General features: G+C 54.4%; 16 protein-coding genes and 1 pseudogene. 9 read left to right on the top strand and 8 right to left on the bottom strand.

Features of this window, described 5'->3' with window-relative positions:
- Positions 1 to 161 precede the first annotated feature (161 nt).
- The 9 genes from K1Y77_RS14285 to K1Y77_RS14245 all read left to right on the top strand — a co-directional run bounded on the left by K1Y77_RS14285 (position 162) and on the right by K1Y77_RS14245 (position 11,391).
- A complete protein-coding gene (locus K1Y77_RS14285; RefSeq protein WP_264429129.1) occupies positions 162 to 2,864 on the top strand; it encodes an EAL domain-containing protein in 2,703 nt (900 codons plus the stop codon).
- A 146-nt stretch (positions 2,865 to 3,010) separates the two neighbouring features.
- Positions 3,011 to 3,739, top strand: coding sequence for an HAD family hydrolase (locus K1Y77_RS14280; RefSeq protein WP_030070642.1), 729 nt, complete (start codon positions 3,011 to 3,013; stop codon positions 3,737 to 3,739).
- The gene (locus K1Y77_RS14275) at positions 3,732 to 4,442 is read left to right on the top strand and encodes a UTRA domain-containing protein (protein WP_030070640.1); all 711 of its coding nucleotides are present in this window, start codon (positions 3,732 to 3,734) and stop codon (positions 4,440 to 4,442) included. Before K1Y77_RS14280 ends, K1Y77_RS14275 begins: the two co-directional genes overlap by 8 nt.
- A gap of 141 nt (positions 4,443 to 4,583) precedes the next feature.
- A complete protein-coding gene (locus K1Y77_RS14270) occupies positions 4,584 to 5,633 on the top strand; it encodes a putative 2-aminoethylphosphonate ABC transporter substrate-binding protein (protein WP_051690116.1) in 1,050 nt (349 codons plus the stop codon).
- A 44-nt stretch (positions 5,634 to 5,677) separates the two neighbouring features.
- Positions 5,678 to 6,802 (top strand): putative 2-aminoethylphosphonate ABC transporter ATP-binding protein, encoded by a 1,125-nt coding sequence (locus K1Y77_RS14265; protein ID WP_264429128.1) that lies wholly within the window; start codon positions 5,678 to 5,680, stop codon positions 6,800 to 6,802.
- Positions 6,799 to 8,493, top strand: coding sequence for a putative 2-aminoethylphosphonate ABC transporter permease subunit (locus K1Y77_RS14260; protein WP_030070634.1), 1,695 nt, complete (start codon positions 6,799 to 6,801; stop codon positions 8,491 to 8,493). Before K1Y77_RS14265 ends, K1Y77_RS14260 begins: the two co-directional genes overlap by 4 nt.
- A gap of 53 nt (positions 8,494 to 8,546) precedes the next feature.
- On the top strand, positions 8,547 to 9,683 hold the full coding sequence (locus K1Y77_RS14255; protein WP_030070632.1) for a 2-aminoethylphosphonate--pyruvate transaminase: 1,137 nt from the start codon (positions 8,547 to 8,549) through the stop codon (positions 9,681 to 9,683).
- Positions 9,683 to 10,501, top strand: coding sequence for a phosphonoacetaldehyde hydrolase (gene phnX / locus K1Y77_RS14250; protein WP_030070630.1), 819 nt, complete (start codon positions 9,683 to 9,685; stop codon positions 10,499 to 10,501). Before K1Y77_RS14255 ends, phnX begins: the two co-directional genes overlap by 1 nt.
- Positions 10,498 to 11,391 carry an EamA family transporter gene (locus tag K1Y77_RS14245; RefSeq protein ID WP_030070628.1) on the top strand — a complete coding sequence of 298 codons (894 nt, stop codon included), beginning with the start codon at positions 10,498 to 10,500 and terminating at the stop codon, positions 11,389 to 11,391. Before phnX ends, K1Y77_RS14245 begins: the two co-directional genes overlap by 4 nt.
- A gap of 7 nt (positions 11,392 to 11,398) precedes the next feature.
- Here K1Y77_RS14245 and K1Y77_RS14240 read toward each other — a convergent pair whose 3' ends face one another.
- From K1Y77_RS14240 to K1Y77_RS14205, 8 genes and pseudogenes are all read right to left on the bottom strand, one after another.
- On the bottom strand, positions 11,399 to 12,142 hold the full coding sequence (locus K1Y77_RS14240) for a sulfite exporter TauE/SafE family protein (protein WP_264429123.1): 744 nt from the start codon (positions 12,140 to 12,142) through the stop codon (positions 11,399 to 11,401).
- Positions 12,143 to 12,296: 154 nt separating this feature from the next.
- Complete coding sequence (mgtE, locus tag K1Y77_RS14235) at positions 12,297 to 13,652, bottom strand: magnesium transporter (protein ID WP_030070624.1); 1,356 nt, start codon at positions 13,650 to 13,652, stop codon at positions 12,297 to 12,299.
- A 221-nt stretch (positions 13,653 to 13,873) separates the two neighbouring features.
- A complete protein-coding gene (locus K1Y77_RS14230) occupies positions 13,874 to 14,221 on the bottom strand; it encodes a DUF6482 family protein (protein WP_030070622.1) in 348 nt (115 codons plus the stop codon).
- A gap of 139 nt (positions 14,222 to 14,360) precedes the next feature.
- Positions 14,361 to 15,074 (bottom strand): annotated as a pseudogene (locus K1Y77_RS14225) (ATP-binding cassette domain-containing protein); the annotation flags it as partial.
- Between the two features lie 53 nt (positions 15,075 to 15,127).
- Complete coding sequence (locus K1Y77_RS14220) at positions 15,128 to 16,168, bottom strand: FecCD family ABC transporter permease (RefSeq protein WP_264429119.1); 1,041 nt, start codon at positions 16,166 to 16,168, stop codon at positions 15,128 to 15,130.
- Positions 16,165 to 17,034 (bottom strand): heme/hemin ABC transporter substrate-binding protein, encoded by an 870-nt coding sequence (locus K1Y77_RS14215; protein WP_264429117.1) that lies wholly within the window; start codon positions 17,032 to 17,034, stop codon positions 16,165 to 16,167. Before K1Y77_RS14215 ends, K1Y77_RS14220 begins: the two co-directional genes overlap by 4 nt.
- The gene (locus K1Y77_RS14210; protein ID WP_264429115.1) at positions 17,031 to 18,083 is read right to left on the bottom strand and encodes a ChuX/HutX family heme-like substrate-binding protein; all 1,053 of its coding nucleotides are present in this window, start codon (positions 18,081 to 18,083) and stop codon (positions 17,031 to 17,033) included. Before K1Y77_RS14210 ends, K1Y77_RS14215 begins: the two co-directional genes overlap by 4 nt.
- 31 nt (positions 18,084 to 18,114) lie before the next feature.
- Positions 18,115 to 20,088, bottom strand: a complete 1,974-nt coding sequence (locus K1Y77_RS14205; RefSeq protein ID WP_264429113.1) for a TonB-dependent receptor domain-containing protein — start codon at positions 20,086 to 20,088, stop codon at positions 18,115 to 18,117.
- Positions 20,089 to 20,171 lie beyond the last annotated feature (83 nt).

Raw genomic sequence — 20,171 nt, 5'->3', positions numbered from 1 at the left:
CATATTCTATGAGTACAAGCATGGAATCAGCATGCGCTGGTATTGCCATATGTAGGCATTGTAAATCAGTAAAATAGCTGTTTATGCTGTAGTTCGCTGTAATTTATTAAAACAGCGCTTTGCGGACAGCTGTTTCTAGAATGACAAAAGTGAGTGCGCCAATGCACACCAGGAACGAAGCGGCAGAGATCTTTCGCCAGTTGGCAGAAGGGCTGGGACGAAGCGGTACGCCTGATTTTTACGCAACGCTTGTCGAGCAACTTGCCGGTTTGCTTGGTGTTGATCATGCTTTAATCGCTGTTGTCGATACGCCTCATAGGGCCACAACGTTGGCCGTTTGGTCAAATGGCTGTTATCAGGACAATTTTTCTTATCCACTTGCTGGAACGCCGTGTGAAAACGTTTTAGGACGTGAGCCCTGTTTTTATGCCTGTGATGTCCAAGCGCATTTTCCTAATGATATGTTGCTTGGGCAGCTTAGTGCTGAAAGTTATATGGGGTTGCCTCTGTTTTCTGCAGATGGCCCGGTCATTGGTATTTTAGCGGTATTAAGTAATCAACCGATGCAGCCGGATGGCCTTGAAAATGAAATCTTACGCATTGTGGCTGCTCAAGCAGGCGCAGAGCTGAGCCGTTGCCAAGCCGAAGAAGCACTTCGCCACAGCGAAGGTGTCGCTCGCGAAAGTGAAAGGCGTTTAAATACGCTGCTTAACCATCTTCCGGGGATGGCCTATCGGTGCCTCAATGATCGTCATTGGACGATGCAGTTGGTGAGTCAAGGAGCCGAGGCGCTGACGGGCTATCACCCGGATGAATTACAAGATAATAGGCTCTTAAGTTTTGCCTCCCTGATACACGAGGCTGATCAAAATCGTCTATATCTAGCCGTACAGCAGGCAATTCAGCAGCGTCAGCCTTATCGCGTTGTCTACAGACTGCGCCATCGGGATGGCAGCCATCGCTGGATGTGGGAGCAAGGGCAGGCTGTCATGGGGAATGCAGGACAGGTTGCCTATCTTGAAGGTTTTATCTCTGATGTAACCGATCAACAAGAATCACAGCGCGTGCAAGAGGCGGTTGTGCAAGTCGCCTCCACTGTAACGTCACGAGTGGGGGATGATTACTTTCATCAATTGATTACAACGTTGGTCACTTTATTAGAAGCTGATGCTGGGTTTATCGCCTTGCTAGATCAACCTGTACCCCAGTACTCGGGCTCAACAGCCGCCCGTAAAAGCACGTTGCTGCCAGCGATGACAACTCACACAGTGAGCTTAGTGGCAAGTGGTAAATTAGTTGATAATCAAACATTTATGTTGTGTGGGACGCCGGCTGAGAAGGTTGTTTTTGAAGGGGAAAGTGTTGCACAAAGCGGCCAGTCTTTTATGTTGCCAGGAACTTCGCTGGGTACCCAAGCCTGGATCGGCAGACGTTTAGATAATGCCAAGGGGGATGCTATTGGCGTGATGATGGTGTTTTATCAATCACCACTCACCACCAACGCCTTTGCAACGTCTGTGCTACAAATTCTTTCAACAGGTGCTGCTGCTGAATTAGAGCGTCGCCGCGACCATCGGCATATGCACCGCCTCGCTTATACCGATGGCACCACCGGTTTACCCAACCGCGCGCGCTTCATTGAGCTATTGGCTAGTATGGGAAAAGAAGCTACCCGGCAAAATCACTCTCTCTCGTTACTGCTAATAGATATTCGGCGCTTTAAAGAGGTAAACGATTTACATGGTCATCAAGTAGGCGACCAGTTATTGGCGACCGTAGCCAAGCGGTTGCAGCAAGCCAATTTTCCCAAGTGTGCTGTTGCGCGACTGTCTGGTGATGAGTTTACGATACTCTTGCCCAGTGTAGAGGATGTTCATCTCCAAGAAATAATGCTGCAGCTATGTGAGATTATTAAACGTCCCATTCAGCTTGAGCATCGCGTTTTTAACCTTGATGTCAGTGTTGGTGTTGCCAGTTATCCTAACGATGTATCGGACGCTGGTGAGCTGTTTAACGCAGCCAGCATTGCCCTGCATCATGCAAAACGACGTGACAATAGCGTTTGCCCCTATACACAGACGATGCGGCATGCCTTAGAGCGTCGACAATGGATGACCGAGCGATTGCATCAAGCTATTCTTGGGCATCGTTTGGAGCTCTACTTCCAACCCCAGTTTAGTCTGGCAGACAAAACCCTAACCGGGGCTGAAGCGCTTTGTCGCTGGTATGACCCTGAGTGGGGATGGGTAAGCCCTGGCGAATTTATCCCTTTGGCAGAAGAGCGTGGCCTAATCCGAATGCTGGGCGATTGGGTGTTGGAGGAAGCGGCAAGCCAGCTAGGCGTTTGGCAAGCCAAACACACGCCATTGCCGGGTAAATTATCCATCAATATTTCTGCCCAACAGTTTGCCGATCCTCAATTAACCGCGCATGTGGCTAAGTTGACCACCGGTGTACCGCCGGGTGCGATTGCATTAGAGCTAACCGAAAGCGATTTTATGCGCGATCCCGATCAAGCGGTCACGATTACTCATTCGATGCGGCGGGCAGGCTATGCGCTGTTTATTGATGACTTTGGCACGGGCTACTCATCACTCTCTTATTTACGTCGTTTCGCTGCAGATGCGTTAAAGATAGATATTTCGTTTGTGCGTGACATGCTGGATAACCATCATGATCGTGCGATCGTGCAAACAATTATCGCCATGGCCGACACGCTAGATATGAAAACCCTCGCAGAAGGTGTTGAAAGCCCGGCTCAAGCCGATTTGCTAGCAAAAATGGGCTGCAGCGAAGCACAGGGCTATTGGTTTGGACATCCCCTACCTGCCGATGAATTTGCGGCAACGTGGTTAACGCCATAATTTTCACTGTCAGGCACCATGATCAGCAGTTTTTATCGGCAACTCCGATTTTCAGTCAGGGCGTCATCGTCTTGTCATCGTCGTTGGCATACGCTACGCGCCGCCGAACTCGTGAAAAAACGAACTCGTGAAAAAAGGAGTGCCTCATGCGCCTTGCCCTGTTTGACCTTGACGACACCCTCCTGGATGGAGACTGCAGTGACCGCTGGAATTTATGGATGATCGAGCAGGGCTGGATCAGCGACGCCGAAACCTTTATAGCCCGTGCCGAGCAGATGCAGCAGGCTTATCACGCCGGTAAGTTAAAGTTAGAGGAGTACTTAGCAATGACCTTGGCACCGCTGCGGGGTCGCCGGGTGGTGGATGTGCAAAAAGAAGTTGAGCGCTTTGTCGCTACTCATTTGCAGCCACGTATTTTTGATCAAGCGTGGCGCTGCTTGGAAGCACACCGTCAGTCAGGCGACACCCTGGTGCTCATTTCTGCGTCATCGCATCACTTGGTCGCACCGATTGCGACGATGTTAGGGATTGAACATGTGTTGGCGGTAGAGCTGAGTGTTGAACATGCGGCAAGTGGGGCGAACTACACCGGCCATAGCAAAGGCGTGCTCTCTTACCGCGGGGGAAAAGTGCTGCGTTTTCAACAGTGGTTAACCGAGCAAAACATTACCCCCAGTCATACCATGTTCTACTCAGATTCTCGCAATGATATCCCGCTACTGCAGTATGTCGACTGCCCAGTGGCGGTTAACCCTGACCCCGTGCTGGCGGAGGTCGCTAGTGTGGAAGGGTGGCGGCGTTTAGACTGGCGAATGGCAGCGTCGTCAGGCGCTTCATCGGCCAACGATCTATCAGGAAAATCGGCGCATGCCTGATGCTTACTATTTACAGTTAACAGAGCAACTTCGTTATTTAATCACTCAGCATGCCACGCAGTGGGAAGGCAAGTTACCCGCAGAACGAGCGTTGGCAGAGCGCTTCTCTACGACCCGCGTTACGTTGCGCCAAGCGTTGGCACAACTGGAGGGAGAAGGGCTTATTCACCGCAGCAACCGGCGCGGCTGGTTTATTTCACCGGCTAGGCTGGTGTATGACCCCACCCGGGATGCAGGTTTTAACGACTATGTGCGCGCTCAGGGGCGGCAACCACGTACAGCGGTTCTGATGCTTGAAACCCGCCCACACCTGGCGGCTGCCCGTGCCCTGGAACTGGCTGATGACCAGCCGTTCCACCATATTCGCCGTCGCCGTTACGTGGATGATCGCGCTGTACTGGTGGAGTCGCTTTGGGTAGTGCCAGAGTGTGCGCCCGAGCTATTAGATATCTACAGCGGACAGTCGCTATGGGGGCTGTTAAGAGAGCGTTGGGGGCATCACTTGGCCAATCGCTCAATACGCATGGTGTCTGAAGCGTTGTCGCCCTTAGATGCTGAAGAGTTACTTGTTGCCCCAGGCACTGCAGGGCTGAACATTTGTCGCGCTATTTTTGACGATCAACAGCGCCCCATTGAGTTTGATGAGGAGCACTGGCTGCATGACTCTCTGTGTATCAGCGTTGACCTTTCTGGTCAGCAATAGCGCGCGGCGATGATGGCGGCTATGTGATAACGCCCGTAAAGGGTCACAATACAACTTCAAAAATCGGTCAAACAAGCGTCATCGCACTGTCATTTAATGTCGGCAAACTCCTGGTCTATACCAACACGCTGGGAGCCTACCATGTCGACACTTCACCGCTTTTTCCAACCTAATCAGATGGCAACTGCTTTGCTTGCGACAGCTGCTGTTGCCTTCTCTTCTATGGCCAGCGCCACTGAGTTAACGGTGTACACCGCCGTTGAGTCAGATGACCTGCAAAAATACGCCGAACGCTTCAATGCCGCCCACCCCGATATCACTATTAACTGGGTGCGAGACTCTACGGGCGTGATTACTGCGCGTCTGCTGGCAGAAAAAGATAATCCCCAGGCAGACGTTATCTGGGGCTTAGCCGCTACCAGTCTGCTGGTGCTTGAAGAAGAGGGCATGCTTGAACGCTACGCCCCCGCTGGCGTTGAAAATCTCGATCCCAAATTTATTGATGCGGCATACCGTAACGGTGAAGACCCCGCGTGGGTAGGCATGGACGCCTGGGTAGCGGCCATTTGCTACAACACCATTGAGGGCGAGCGACAGGGTGTGCCCATGCCGACCTCCTGGGAAGACCTGACCCAGCCTGAGTTTGAAGGGCATGTGATCATGCCTAACCCCAACTCCTCCGGCACCGGCTATCTGGACGTGGTCAGCTGGATGCAGCTGTGGGGTGAAGAGCAAGGTTGGGACTACATGGACCGTCTGCATAACAACATTTCCCGTTACACCCACTCTGGCTCTGCTCCTTGCAGCCTGGCGGCCACCGGGGAAGCAGTGGTTGGCGTGTCATTTGCCTTCCGCGGGGCACGTTTGAAATCCCAAGGTGCACCGATTGAAGTGGTCTTCCCTGAAGAGGGTCTTGGCTGGGATATGGAGGCTGCCGCTATCGTTGCGGGTACCGCCAAACAGGAAGCTGCACAAACGCTGATGGATTGGGCCGTTTCCCGTGAGGCTAACGAACTCTATAACGAAGGCTACGCCGTAGTGGCCTACCCAGGTGTGGCGCAGCCGATTGAAAACTACCCCGCTGACATTGCGGATCGCATGATTGATGCCGATTTCCAGTGGGCCGCGGTTAACCGTGAGCGCGTGCTGGCAGAGTGGCAGCGCCGCTACGACGGTAAAACCGAACAGTAAGCACGAATCAGTTGCCCCGGCCAAGGCCGGGGCTTGGAGATGTTATGCAGACCACACTGACATCGCCGCTGACGGCTCACTCGGCGGCGAAACCCCACTTACCCTCTGCGCACCTAAGCATAGATGGCGTCACTAAGCGCTTCGGTAGCTTTACCGCGCTGGACAGCATTGCGCTACAGATTCAGGAAGGCGAGTTTGTCTGCTTTTTAGGGCCTTCTGGCTGTGGCAAAACAACGCTATTGCGCACCATTGCAGGCTTAACACAGCAAACATCAGGTAGCCTAATTCAGCGTGGCAAGAATATTTCCACGCTGCCCCCGCAGGCGCGGGATTTTGGCATTGTGTTCCAATCTTATGCGCTGTTTCCCAATCTGACGGTGTTCGATAACGTTGCCTACGGGTTGCGCAACCGTCGCAGTGATCGGGCGACTATTCATGCCCGCGTGGCGGAGTTACTGGCACTCGTTGATCTTAGCGGTAGCGAACATAAATACCCTGCCGCGCTTTCTGGCGGGCAGCAGCAGCGGGTTGCGTTGGCGCGGGCGCTGGCGACTGAGCCTGGCCTGTTACTGCTGGATGAACCGCTCTCAGCGCTGGATGCGAGAGTACGCGGCCATTTGCGACATCAGATCAAAGCCCTACAGGCGCGTCTTGGCGTGACCACCATTATGGTGACCCACGATCAAGAAGAGGCGCTCACCATGGCTGATCGTATCGTGGTGATGAACCACGGAGTGATCGAACAAGTGGGTACGCCTGCCGAGATCTACCACCAGCCTGCTAGCGCTTTTGTGGCGTCATTTATCGGCACGATGAACTTTCTAGAGGTGACCGCACAGGCGAATAACCACGCGTTGCTAGGCACTATTTCATGCCCTTGCTTGCCGCATGCCTACGCGAAAGACCAAGCAGCTCAATTGGCCATTCGCCCCGAAGCAGTCGCGCTTAGTGTCAGCATCTCTGAGCTGAGCGGTGATGTCATAGGCATTGAATTTTTAGGTGCATTTCAGCGGGTATCGCTGCGACTTAACGGTACCGAGCAACGGTTGCTGGCTGATGTTCCCAGCCGCGATAGCGCCACACTAGGGTTGCGACTAGGGCAAACCCTGGGGATTCACTTGCCTGCCGATGCTGCCCGTCTATACCCGGCAGGGAGCAACCAGTCATGAAGGCGAGTACATCTTTAGCGACTGCATCAACGCCTTCGCTGGAAGCATTAATACGCCTGATTGTGCTGCTAGCGGGCGTGGCGCTGTTAGTGTTCGGCCTGCTGTTTCCGCTATTTGCGATGTTGGTGAAAAGCCTGCAAGACCGCAGCGGCGACTTTATTGGGCTAGCTAACTTCGTACAGTATTTTCAAACGCCAGCATTGGTCAATTCGATTGCCAATTCATTGCGCGTTGCGTTCACCACGACGGTGGTCGTCGCTGGGCTCGCTTTTTTATGCGCCTACGGCATTACCCGTACCTGTATGCCAGGCAAACGGCTCTTTCGAATGTTGGCGATTTTGCCCATTTTGGCACCTTCGTTGCTACCCGCCATTAGCTTGGTGTATCTGTTTGGTAACCAGGGTTTTTTGAGCGACGTGCTGGCTGGTCATTCGATTTATGGACCGATTGGCATTGTAATGGGCATGAGTTTTTGGATTTTTCCCCATGCGCTAATGCTGCTTACCACTGCACTGACCAATAGCGATGCACGCCTCTATGAAGCAGCAGAAGCACTGGGCACGCCGAAGTGGCGTACGTTTTTGACGATTACCCTGCCAGGGGTGCGTTACGGGCTGATTTCATGCCTGTTCGTCGTCTTTACGCTAGCCATTACCGACTTTGGTGTGCCGAAAATTATTGGCGGCCAATTTAGCGTACTTGCCACCGATGTGTATCGCCAAGTGGTGGGGCAGCAGAACTTCCAAATGGGCGCGGTGGTTAGCGTTATTTTGCTAATGCCTGCGGTGCTATCGTTCATCGTTGACCGCTGGATACAAAAACGCCAAGTGGCTCAGCTTTCGGCTCGGGCAGTGCCATGGCAACCAACGCCTAACCCGTTGCGAGACTGGACGTTTGCGCTGCTGTGTTATTCGGTTGCGGGCGTTATTCTGCTGGTTATTGGTACCGCAGTGTATGCGTCGCTCATACAATTTTGGCCCTATAACCTGTCGTTCACGCTGCAGCATTACACCTTTCAAGGTTTAGCGGGCGGTGGCTGGGGGGCGTGGTTCAACTCCCTCAAGCTGGCATTTAGCGTCGCGTTAGTGGGTACACTGGTTATTTTCTTTAATGCATGGCTGATAGAAAAGAGTGAAGGCTATCGCCCATTGCGCCAAGGTTTGCATTTTATGGCCATGCTACCCATGGCGGTGCCGGGCATGGTGCTGGGCCTGGCTTATATCTTCTTTTTCAACCAGGCAGGAAACCCCTTTAATTGGCTGTACGGGACCATGGCGATCCTGGTGCTCAACACGCTAGTGCACTTCTATACGGTGTGTCACCTCACCTCTGTCACCGCGCTGAAACAGCTAGATCCAGAGTTTGAGGCCGTGGGGGCTTCGTTAAAAGTACCGTTCTGGACCACGTTTAGCCGCGTGACGTTGCCGGTATCGCTGCCTGCCGTGTTGGATATTTCTGTCTACCTATTCGTCAATGCGATGACGACAGTGTCTGCGGTAGTGTTCCTCTATAACAGCGATACGCGGCTTGCTTCGGTAGCGGTACTGCATTTGGATGAGGCGGGCTATTTTGCTAGCGCCGCGGCCATGGCTGTGCTGATTTTCCTGACCTCGCTGGTGGTTAAACTGCTTCACGCTGCGCTTACCCACGTTCTCTTAACCAACGCTCAGCGTTGGCGTCAGGCGGGCTAAAAAGCCCGCTATGCCAGCCGCTAATGTGTGCTTATAATCTGGTATAGACCAAAATGATGAGTAATCTAAAAGTGCCTTACCTTTTAACCCCAGGACCACTAACCACCTCCCATGCGACCAAAGCAGCCATGTTGCGTGACTGGGGCTCCTGGGATGACGATTTTAACCGTGTGACTGCAGACGTGCGTGCGCAACTGCTTACCATGGCCGAGGCGGCAAGTGACACGTATGCCTGCGTGCCGATGCAGGGCAGCGGCACTTTCGCCGTTGAAAGTGCACTGGCCTGCGCAACTGACCCTAGTGGCAAAGTGTTGGTGTTAATGAACGGTGCTTACGGCAAACGGGCTGCTCAACTGCTCGCTATGATGGGCCGCCGTTATGTGACGTTGGACAAAGGTGACTACTTACCGCCGCAACCCGACGAAGTGGCGACACTGCTACAGCAAGATGCTGACATTACCGCAGTGTTTCTAGTTCATTGCGAAACCAGCTCAGGGATTTTGAACCCGCTCGACGCCATCGCTGAGGTGGTGCGCGCTCACGGAAAAACGCTGATTGTAGACGCCATGAGTTCGTTTGGGGGCATACCGATCAGTCTGACAAAAACGCCTATTGATGTGCTGATCTCTTCTGCCAATAAGTGCATCGAAGGCGTACCGGGCTTTGGGTTTGTGATCATTCGCCAGACGCTACTTGCTGCTGGTAAGGGACGCGCCCACTCGCTGAGCCTGGATTTATACGCTCAGTGGGACTACATGGAGCGCACTGGCCAGTGGCGCTTTACCCCACCCACTCATACGGTGGTGGCCTTCCAAGCGGCGCTTGACCAGCACCGGGAAGAGGGTGGTGTGCCGGGGCGCTGCGCACGTTATACCCACAATCGTGATGTACTGGTAAAAGGCATGCGGGCGTTAGGCTTCAGCACACTTTTAGAAGATCAATGGCTATCGCCGATTATCACCACTTTTTTGAGTCCTACCGACCCTGCGTTTGAATTTAAGACCTTCTACGCAGCGCTGAAGTCGCGTGGCTTTTTGATCTACCCGGGCAAGTTAACTGACGTCGAAAGTTTTCGCATCGGTTGCATTGGCCAATTGGATGCGGCGGTGATTGAACAGTTACTCAGCGTTATTCAAGACACCCTGACGAAGATGGGTGTTTCTCTCTTTTCTGAATCAAGGAGTGCCTGATGCATTATCAATCTCCCCAATGCCTGCAGGCGGTGATTTGTGACTGGGCGGGCACGCTGGTCGATTTTGGCTCCTTTGCACCGACCCAGATATTTGTTGAAGCTTTTGCCGAAATGGGTGTGGCGATCAGCCTAGAAGAAGCACGCGGCCCGATGGGCATGGGCAAATGGGATCATATCCGCACGCTGTGCAATCAGCTTGAGATAGCCGAGCGCTTTCTCCAGGCGGTGGGCCACCTGCCGACTGATGCCGATGTAACGGCGCTTTATGAACGGTTTATGCCGTTGCAGATTGCCAAAATTGCCGACCACTCGGCGGTGATTCCTGGCGCACTTGATACGCTCACCTGGTTACGAGGGCAAGGTCTGAAAATAGGTTCCTGCTCCGGCTATCCAGCGGTGGTGATGGAAAAGGTAGTGGCGCTAGCCGTTGATAACGGCCTGCAGGTAGATCATGTGGTGGCCACTGATGAGGTGCCCAGTGGCCGACCACACCCTGCCCAGGCGCTGGCCAATGTGATTGCCTTAGGCATCAGCGATGTCGCTGCCTGCATTAAAGTAGATGACACCACACCCGGCATTCTAGAAGGGCGCAGTGCTGGAATGTGGACGGTCGCACTCACCTGTTCGGGTAATGCTTTGGGGCTTCATTATGACCAGTATCAAGCGCTGAGCGATAGCGAACGCCGTGCAGCCCATGAGCGAGTGGCCGCTCAATTTGCCCCCTCAAAACCGCACTACAGCATTGCCACCATCGCCGAGCTGCCAAGCGTTGTGGATGCCATTAATGCTCGTTTACAGCGGGGAGAGCGGCCTTGAGTCCAGCCGCACTAGCGTTAGTGCTGTTTTCGGTATGTATGCATGCTGGATGGAATGTATTGGGTAAGCGTCATGCACCGTCACTGGCATTTTTTGCCTTGGCTTACGGGTCAGGCGGTGCGTTGCTGCTGCCGCTGGTGTGGCTTGGGCCATCATTAGCGGCGCTACCCAACACATTTTGGGGATGGTTGGTGCTTTCCGGGTTGTGCCAAATGCTCTATATGGGCGGCTTAGCCTGGGCTTATGCGCGTGGGGAAGTCAGCGTTCTGTATCCCATCGCACGGGCGCTGCCGGTGGTGCTTGTGCCGCTAGTGTCTATTGCGCTGCTCGGCAATCGCGCGTTGGATGTGCGGGATGGCATCGGCATGGCCTTAGTGGTGGTAGGCGCACTCTGCCTGCCACTAAGCCACCCAGAGGCGCGCAGGCTATCGACCTATTTAACACCTGCCATGGGGTTTGCACTGTTGGCAGCTGCAGGCACGGTGGGCTATTCGCTGGTAGATAAACAGGCGCTGGCGTTGATGCAGATAGCAGGCCATAGCAGTTTAACCGCAGGCGCGGTGTTTATGGTGCTACAAGCAGTGATGACGTTGACCTGGGCGATTCCGCTGCTGGCGCTGCTACCCGCAGAGCGTCGCCGGCTGCCCTTACTCCGCCAGCAGGGGCTAGTGATGCTGGTGGTCACAGGACTGATGATGACCTGCACTTATGGTTTGGTACTCATGGCAATGGCGCTGACCGACGAAGTGAGTTATGTCGTGGCGTTACGCCAGCTCTCTATTCCAGTCGGTGTATTAATGGGCGTGTTGTGGCTAAAAGAACCCGCCTCTAGGGCAAAAGCCTTGGGCACACTGATCATGCTGAGCGGACTTTTACTGGTGGCACTTTAAGCATGCACTAGCCTACTGCTTGCCAAACCAAGTTAATTCCCACCACGAACATGGCCAGGATTACCAGGCGATAAAATAGCGCTTCGTTGACGCGGCTTTGCAGCCACAGCCCATTGCGCACGCCGATCCATGCTACCGGCACTAACAGCAGCGACGCCCAGGCGCTGGTTACATTGACTTCGCCAAGCCACATATACGGGCCTAACTTAATGACATTCACTACCGCGTAAATAACCGTGCAGGTGGCAATAAAGGTCTCTTTAGAGAGTTTGCGTGGCATCAAGTAAATGTTTAGCGGTGGTGCGCCTGCATGGGCAATAAAGCTGGTAAACCCACAAACGCTGGCGGCAGGCAGCGCCCAGCGGGTTGAAATCGGCTTCTTCGCGACTGGCTTCAGCAACATATAAGCTGCAAACGAGACGGAAATAATACCGAGTACTAAACGTACGCCCTCTTCGCTGAGGCTACCAAATAGCAGCGTGCCTACCGTGACACCAATAAATAGCCCCGGCACAAACCGCCACACCTCGGCGTTTGCCTGCTTTCCCCACCATGCCTTCACCGCAAACACATCCATGACGAGCAAGAGTGGCAGTAACAAGCCTGCCGCTTGGGTAGGGCTAATCGCTAGCGCCATCAACGGTACCGAAAGGGTGCCAAAACCACCTGCAAAGCCGCCTTTTGAAACGCCGGTCAGGTAAACAGAAAATACGATCAACACCCACGCGATGACGGAGTAATCGGGGAGCATGGAAAATCCTTGGCAAACAGTCGTTAAAATAGCCTAACGTGAAAAACCCCGCATTCGCGGGGCTGCAGAGTTTTACACAGGTAAGCAGGGCGAGATAAATGTTAGCAGGCAAATAGAACGATGTCCCACCTGCTTAAGTGATGAGTAGTGTTGCTCACAAAATAATTACTGTCGCGAGCCCTAAGAACGATAGAAAACCGACCACATCAGTAACCGTGGTTAAAATGACGGCACCTGATAATGCGGGATCTATCTGAAATCTTTTTAACACTAAGGGAATCAGCACGCCCGATAAGTTAGCCAGACTCATATTTACAAAGATGGCCAACGTAATCACCAGCGTAATCAGCGGGTCGTTGAACCACAGATAAGAAATACCACCGACGACTAGCGCCCACACCAAGCCGTTGCTCATCCCCACCCACAGCTCTTTGTTATAGAGCCACTGTTTGTTGTTACCGGCCAGTTGGCCGAGCGCTAAGCCGCGTATCACCACAGTGAGGGTTTGGCTGCCTGCAATCCCGCCCATACTCGCGACTACCGGCATCAGGATGGCCAGCGCTACAATTTGATCCAGCACCTCTTCAAACTGTCCAATTACAAAGGCCGCTAAAAAGGCAGTGAGCAAGTTAATGCCCAGCCAAATACCGCGACTCTTTGCGCTGCGGAGTATCGGAGTGAAGACTTCTTCTTCATCGCTGACGCCCGACATGTGCTTTAACGTCATATCAGCATCATCTTGGGTGATTTCTAATACATCAGCGGCGTTCAACTGGCCCACTAACAAACCGTCACTATCGCAAACCGGAACAAAAGGCAGCTCTTTAGAGCGGAGTAGAGCGGCAGCCTCGCTCACCTTCATCTGGTCATTTAGCGTGAAGGGAACATCCATATACTCATCAACGACGCTCTCCTGAGGTTGTTTGATGAGATCAATGAGCGTCAGCGTGCCCAGCAGCCGCTTATCCTTATCGGTAATCATGATCTGTTGTGACTCATCATCCAGTAGGTGATGAATGCGGATATAGCGCTGTACTGCCTCCAGTGATACGCCCTGTTTTACATTGACCGTCTCTGGGTCCATGTAACGACCGACTACGTCATCTTCATAAGAATGCAGGTTCTCAACCTGGGCGCGGATCTCCTGATCTAAGCTGGCATAGACAGTCGTTTTGATCTCTTCATCGGCGACGTCGAGAACTTCAGCCACTTCCTGGGCATCTAGGCCTTTAACGATTTGTTCTACATCGCTGGCAGAAAGATCTTCAATATAGTCGGCACGAATATCTTCATCGACTTCGGCGAGCACTTCCCCGAGCAGTGTTTCAGGAATGAACTCCCACAATCGGTCGCGAGTTTTGGTTGGGAAAGACTCAAGCGTGCGCGCAGTCGCTAAGATATCAAGCTCAGTAAACAGCTCACTCAGGGCGGCAGTATCTTCTTCATCTAATAGCTTTTGAAGATAAAGTAGCTGCTCTTCAAGATTTGTGTATTTTTCCTCATCGCGCATAGAGTCCATCCTTTCGAGAATTAATTTTTAACACAACCACTTGAAAGCACTTGATGGCTCACTATGAATCTTATCGATAGGCGTAGTTAAAAGCCATGATGGTGTGTAAAGCCAGCATGACCATCATGGAAAAGTGACGCGATAGTTGATGATGTAAATAATTGATGGTGTAAACAGTTGATGATGTAAACAGTCGGTAAGCTAAATAGTTGGTGGCTTAATTAGTGTCGCGTTTCGAACGCGACGCGAACGCCATAAGCCATGCGCTGTTGTGCAGAAACTGGCGGGGTGTCGTTGCCGATCATTTCATCGACGGCGTCTGCCCAGGTGAGTACACCGTGAGTAAAGCCAAGCGGTGCAAGTGCACGGCTGACCCACTGCGTGCCGCTAAAACGCTTGGTTTCACCCTGAGCATCGACCAGCAAACTAACTGAATCATGGTGATGCAACCGCACGATATACCAGCCCATATCGAGCCCCAGTAACTCTACCTCTGGAAGTGGAAAGGAGGTATTTGTGCGTTGTGAGAGTTCTTCAAGTGTAAGGCGCGGGGGAAGCGTTGACGACATAGCATCACCTCATTGGCTGATAATCTCCTATCCTCAAGTCTAAATTTTGTGATGTTTTTGTACAGCTTTTTGTATCGTTTTTTGAGTCATTTTTTTGTAGTGATCGCTTGTTCCTCTTATGACGTTGGATTAGGTATGGCTAACGCGCTAGCGCGAGCCAAGTGGCAATACCTGATCGATGTGATGCTGGGTGGCTCAATGCAGTAATATCGGCATGATAGATAGCCGCTATGCGTTGAGGATCAAGCACCTCGGCTGGCGTGCCGTGGGCAATGCGTTGACCTTGGTGCAACAGCCATACCCGGTCGGCATAAGTGCCTGCGAGATTGAGGTCGTGAAGCACGCAGACAATGGCCATATGGTGCCGTTCTGCCCAAGTGCGCAGCTGGCGCATTAAGCGCTGCTGCTGGCCGATGTCGAGTGCACTAGTGGGTTCATCCAGCAGTAAAAGACCACCATCCTTTGCGGTAGAAGCGCGCCGTGAAAGCAACTGACAGGCTCCTCGCGCAATCATTACCCGCTGGCGTTCGCCGCCTGAAAGGGAGAGCACGCTGCGTTTGGCTAAATGTATCAGGTCTAAGTCATGCAGCAGTTCCGCAATCAGTGCGTTACTAGGGTTGCTGCCTAAGCTCACCAGCTCAAAGGTTTGCCAATCAAAGCCGGGCAACTCTTGCTGGGCGACCAGCGCCCGGCGATTGGCAAGCTCGCTGATTGGCCAATCACTTAGACGTTTGCCATCCAGGTGTAGCTCGCCTTGTTCACAGGGGCGAAACCCTGACAGCATGCTAAGTAGTGTGCTTTTGCCCGCGCCATTGGGGCCGACAATAGCGAGTAGCTCGCCAGGGCGAAGGGTGCCGTCCAGCGGTGCGATAGAGGGCGTGGTGGTGAAGCCCGCTTGATGTAGGGTTAGCATGCCCGATTCCGACGCATTAGAAGGTAAAGGAAATAGGGGCCGCCCAGTAGGCTAGTTAACAGCCCGACGGGAATTTCGGCCGGGGCGCCGAGGGTGCGTGCCAGGGTGTCGGCGACCACTAGCAGTAGTGCACCGCCTAACATAGAGGCGGGTAGCAGCAGGCGATGACCAGGCCCGAGCCAAAGTCGCAGGCAGTGGGGGACGAGCAAACCAAGAAAGCCAATCACGCCGGTCAGCGCGACGCACAGCCCTACGCCCAGCGAGGTAGCAACGACCACGCGGCGTTTGAGCCGGGTGGCATCCAAGCCTGCCGCATGGGCGGTAGATTCGCCTAGCTGAAGTAGGTCAAGCTCACGAGCGCTGCGTATTAACAGCCATAGGGCAACAGCAATAAGGGCAAGGGCTATGGCGGTGGTGCGCCACAGAGCGTTGGTAAGCGTGCCCATTCCCCATAAACTGAGCTGACGGAGCTGTTCATCGCTGGCAATAAACGCCAGTACGCCGCCCCCAGCGCCTGCTAAGGTGTTGATTGCCAAGCCTGCTAGTAGCAGTGACATAACGGCGGCACTGCCACCCCCTTGGCGCTTGGCTATGCCAAACACCACTAAGCAAACGCTAAGCGCACCGAGAAAGCCCGCTGCAAACTGGCCGTAAAGACTACCAGCAGCGCTGCCCTGAAATAGTACAATCCAAAGCGCTACAAATAGCCTCGCGCCGCTGGCGAGCCCAAGCAGAGTAGGGTCGGCCAATGGGTTTCTAAATAGCCCCTGCATGGCGGCACCACTGCCCGCCAGCATTGCTCCCACGGCAACCCCCAAGAGCAGGCGCGGTAGGCGTAGCTGCCACCACACTTGAACACTGAGCTCATCTGCGCTGCCATTGATGAGTGCCCAGGGTGACACGCCTAACGCGCCTGAAGCAGAACCCCAGCCAATGGCGATCAATAACGCCAGGGTAAGGCCACTTAACACGCGTGCTGTTCGACTAAGCGGTAATAAGGGGCGATAACGATCATGGGAAGCGCTGGTAATCATCGGCTGACCTGCTCTGTGCCAAGCAGTGCTTCAATATTTTGGCGCAGGGTAAATAGCTGGTCAGGCGTGCGAGGGCCAAAACCAAGCAGCGCCTGATCATCAATCACAATAAGCCGCTGTTCGCGTCCTGCGGGTGTTAAGCGCATACCCGGTAGCTGCCATAACGCGTTTTCACCGCCCAGCGCGTCTAACCCCCGCTGGGACATAATTACCAGCGTGGGTGCTTCTTTGGCCAGGGCCTCTGCCGCAACGCTTTGATACCCCGCCATATTGCCAAAAGCATTGTCGATTCCAACGGCCTCCAAGGCGGTATGGGCGGCGGTGTCGTTGCCAGCGACTCGCGGTGTTAGGCCGCTATGGTGAAGAATAAACATCGCTCGCGTGCCAGGCAGCGGGGGAAGGGCTGCCAATCGCTCAAGGGTGGCGGAGAGTGAGGCGGCCAGGACGTCGCCCTCTTGCTGGAGCTGGGTGTGCTGAGCCACCGTGCGGACTTTCTCGGCAATTGAGGAAAGGTCAGCAGGTGCCTCAATAACATCAACCGTTACACCCACGGCCTCTAGTTGTTCCAGCACTTCTTTCGGGCCGGAATGTCCCGCTGCCAACACACGGTCCGGTGCCACTGAGAGCACGCTTTCTGCCGACAGCTGGCGCAGGTAGCCTACCGAAGGCAGTGCGGCCATTTCTGGCGGGTGGAGCACCGTATCGTCGCGGGCAACGACCTCGATATCCGCGCCAAGCGCGGCGATAGTTTCAGCGATATCGCCGCCCAGAATGACCCAGCGTTCATTAGCTAGCGCCCCGCCAATGGTTAACCAGCCAACCAATAGCGCGGCAAGTGACTGGCGTGCGACACGTGTGGTGCTCATGCCACGGCCTCTTGGCTGCCGAGTTCAGTTAGCAACTGTCGCCACTCGGGCCGCTCCACGCGACCTTCCTGGCGCTCTGCGTAAATTTGCAGCACTAAAGAGCCCTCGGCATCAAAGGCTTCTACGCTGGTAACGCCACCGTCGCGGTTAGGCTTGCTGACCTGCCACACTTGCTCAATGGCGGTGTCATTAAGATGCAGCGTGAACTGCTCGCCAAATAGGTTTAGCCAGCCGCGGGCGCGCTGGGGCACAGGTACTATTCCAGTGCGAATCTGCACGCAACCGGGGCTTGCCACAAACAACATCAGTGGCAGTGCGCGCTGACTTGCGTTAGTTAATAAATTTTCCAGGGCATCGACGGGAAGCGCGTGCGTATAGCGGCCTTCCATTAGTTGGTTGGCTTCGAGACGCTCAAGGTGGTGGCGCTGCAGGAGGGCGAAGAATTGATGCACATCGCGCATCGCCGCCCATTCGCTGGCTAGCGTTGGCGCTTCCGGGAGGGCGCGCTTTAAGCGGGGAACGCACTGGGTAAACGCGGGAGTATCCATGGTGCCCAGTGCGGCTAGCGCTCCCCAGTGGCGAGGTAGCGGATTTTCCAGCGCAAAGCTCTTATGAATGGCGCAACCATGTTGGTTGAAAACTTGTAGGCTCCAGCGCCACTGGGCTGTTTCGTTACCCATGGGCACCGGGTCACGGATCAGGCAGGCCCAGTGCCAATGGGAAAACAGCAGCCGTAAATCTAAGCCACCTGGGTCAAGCAGCAAGCCGGTTTGCGGTCCGCCGTTGAGGTCAGGGTAATCGCCGGTTTGTTCAAGCACGGCTAAACGAGAACGAGTGAGTGCTTTGACTCGGCCTAACAGAGGGAAGCGAGCTGCAACATCTTTCGGAGCGAGTGGCAGCGTCCATACGTCACGGCCTAAGCGCGCGGCTTGAAGTTCACCTTCGCTGATCGATAAGCGTTCGGCAATTTCAATTGCGGGCAGGCGAGGCTGTGCTGCTCGTGCTGCGTCAAAGGCTTCTAGAATTGCGATCTGCTGAGACTCAATCATACGTCACCTCTAGACTTAACAGGGCAGCGGGTTACCACTGCCAATTGAGAGTGGCGAACAGGCTGCGCCCGTCGCCCAGGCTGCCATCAGGCCGATACCATACTTTGTCGCCAAGGTTGGCGAGGCGCAGCGCGGTATCAATAGCAGGGGTGATTTGCCAGGCAAGGTGTATATCGTGCAGCCCATAGCCTGGGAGGCGTTCGTCGTCGCCTTGCTTGTCGAAAGCTTGAGCAAAGCGGCCTTGCCAACCGACCCGTATAGCGCTGTTATAAAGCGCGACATCACTGCCCAGCGTCATTTCCAGGGGTGTTTGGCTACCCAGAGCCTCACCGCTGTCGCGGTCTTTGCCAGATACCTCTGACAGGCCTACAAAGCTGGTCAGCATCGGGAACTCGCTAGGTTGCCAAGTAAGACGTGCGTCATAGCCCCATAGCTGGGCACGCTGCACGTTTACGGCTTGGGTAGTGCCCGCCATGATATCGACCTGAGTGTCGATGAAGTCATCTGCACGGGTGTCGAAGTAGCTGGCACGCACCTGCCAGTCACCTTGGTGCCATACCACGCCGCTTTCCCAGGTACGGCTGGTTTCAGGCGATAGGTTGGGGTTGGGAATCCAGTAGTTGTCGGGCGTACAGAAAAACGGTCCTGCACAGAACCCAGCAAAGTGGCGCTCGTTAGCGTAAAGCTCGGAAAGGCTGGGCGCGCGGAAGGCTTCGGCGTAGCCGGAGAACAGCATCAAGGAGTCGTCGGGTCGCCAGGCAAGACGGAAGCGCGGCGACACTTGGTCGTGCACGCTGTCGGCATTGTTTTGACCGCTGGCGTCATAGCGGTCGTAGCGAGCGCCAATGCCGACGTCAAACTGCCCCGCGCCGCCCTCTGCTAAATAGCGGCCTGCAGTAAGCGTGGTGTCAAGATAGGCTGATTGGGTATCGATATCAGCCTTAGGGAAACCATTCGCTTCACCATCAGGCCGCTGGCGGGCCTGCTCCAGCTCTGCACCAAACACCAGCGTTTGTGAAAGCCAGCCATGGTCGATGCTGTGATAGCCGTCGCTCTGCAGGCCGACCCGCTCAAGGGTACGGCTAGCCTGTGGCTCGTCGATATCCTGTTGGCTAAAGGTAAGCTGTGAGGTGATTTCAGTGGCACCACTCGGTTGCCAGCGGTGGCCAAGTTGTACGTTATTGCTCTCAACGTCACGATCGCGTAATGGGTTGCTAGCGCTGGTTGATAGCTGCTGCGGGTTAGCGGGTTGGGTGGCGCGCTCGTCATAGTGCTGCCAGCTAATAAACACCCGCTGTTCTTCATTTGGCGTCCAGCCGCCTTTGAGCAGCAGGCTATTGAGGCTGGCATCTTCTACTGCTTCATCACCGCCCGCGCGACGAATATCGCCGGACTCGCTACGGCCGACAGAAAATAGCCCATCCACTTGCCCATTAGCCGTTTCACGGCGGCCAAATGCCGTTAGGCTGCCGCGTAGCTCGTCGTTAGCCGTCGACCCGCCTAGGGAAAGACGTGCACCGCTATCTTCATCTGGGGCTAATAGGTCGCTGGCCTCTACACTGGTAAAGCTAACAACACCGCCCATGGCGTTGCTACCGTATAGGCTGGAAAGCGAGCCACGGGCAATCTGCACCTCTTGAATCAGCGCTGGGTCTAGAAAAAAGTTGCCTACATGACCGGTGGTAATATCTTGGCGAATGCCATCTAAGCGAACCAGGACACCATTTTTCCCGAAGCCACGCATGCTCAGCGTTTGGCCATTCCGGCGTCCTTGGCCAGCAACATGCAGGCCAGGTTGGCGACTCAGCACGTCTTCAACGCGACTTGCGGTGGCAAGCGTTGCATCTTGGCGGTCGATGATGTCGATAATCAGCGGTGCGCGGGAAAGATCCGTCGGTGCTCGGGTGCCTGTTACCGTGACGGGATCTAAGTACGTGTCATTGGCGTAGGCGGGCAGAAGAGGAAGTAAGGTAAGGCAAAGGCCTATCGTATGAATTGGTTTCATGGGCCAGACAGTTCCAACAGAAAGTGATGGATAATGTTGCTGGCTGGGTGCGATGGGCTACCTGGCTGGCTAAAAGCGGTAGT

Source organism: Halomonas qaidamensis, assembly GCF_025917315.1.
Classification (GTDB): Bacteria; Pseudomonadota; Gammaproteobacteria; order Pseudomonadales; family Halomonadaceae; genus Vreelandella; species Vreelandella qaidamensis.
Note: the sequence above shows the minus strand (reverse complement) of the source record. Positions and strands in the feature narration are given on the sequence as shown.

Excerpts from the sequence above, each read along its gene's own strand:
- K1Y77_RS14285 (WP_264429129.1), top strand. The coding sequence starts at position 162 with ATGCACACCAGGAACGAAGCGGCAGAGATCTTTCGCCAGTTGGCAGAA.
- K1Y77_RS14280 (WP_030070642.1), top strand. The coding sequence starts at position 3,011 with ATGCGCCTTGCCCTGTTTGACCTTGACGACACCCTCCTGGATGGAGAC.
- K1Y77_RS14275 (WP_030070640.1), top strand. The coding sequence starts at position 3,732 with ATGCCTGATGCTTACTATTTACAGTTAACAGAGCAACTTCGTTATTTA.
- K1Y77_RS14270 (WP_051690116.1), top strand. The coding sequence starts at position 4,584 with ATGTCGACACTTCACCGCTTTTTCCAACCTAATCAGATGGCAACTGCT.
- K1Y77_RS14265 (WP_264429128.1), top strand. The coding sequence starts at position 5,678 with ATGCAGACCACACTGACATCGCCGCTGACGGCTCACTCGGCGGCGAAA.
- K1Y77_RS14260 (WP_030070634.1), top strand. The coding sequence starts at position 6,799 with ATGAAGGCGAGTACATCTTTAGCGACTGCATCAACGCCTTCGCTGGAA.
- K1Y77_RS14255 (WP_030070632.1), top strand. The coding sequence starts at position 8,547 with ATGATGAGTAATCTAAAAGTGCCTTACCTTTTAACCCCAGGACCACTA.
- phnX (WP_030070630.1), top strand. The coding sequence starts at position 9,683 with ATGCATTATCAATCTCCCCAATGCCTGCAGGCGGTGATTTGTGACTGG.
- K1Y77_RS14240 (WP_264429123.1), bottom strand. The coding sequence starts at position 12,142 with ATGCTCCCCGATTACTCCGTCATCGCGTGGGTGTTGATCGTATTTTCT.
- mgtE (WP_030070624.1), bottom strand. The coding sequence starts at position 13,652 with ATGCGCGATGAGGAAAAATACACAAATCTTGAAGAGCAGCTACTTTAT.
- K1Y77_RS14230 (WP_030070622.1), bottom strand. The coding sequence starts at position 14,221 with ATGTCGTCAACGCTTCCCCCGCGCCTTACACTTGAAGAACTCTCACAA.
- K1Y77_RS14220 (WP_264429119.1), bottom strand. The coding sequence starts at position 16,168 with ATGATTACCAGCGCTTCCCATGATCGTTATCGCCCCTTATTACCGCTT.
- K1Y77_RS14215 (WP_264429117.1), bottom strand. The coding sequence starts at position 17,034 with ATGAGCACCACACGTGTCGCACGCCAGTCACTTGCCGCGCTATTGGTT.
- K1Y77_RS14210 (WP_264429115.1), bottom strand. The coding sequence starts at position 18,083 with ATGATTGAGTCTCAGCAGATCGCAATTCTAGAAGCCTTTGACGCAGCA.
- K1Y77_RS14205 (WP_264429113.1), bottom strand. The coding sequence starts at position 20,088 with ATGAAACCAATTCATACGATAGGCCTTTGCCTTACCTTACTTCCTCTT.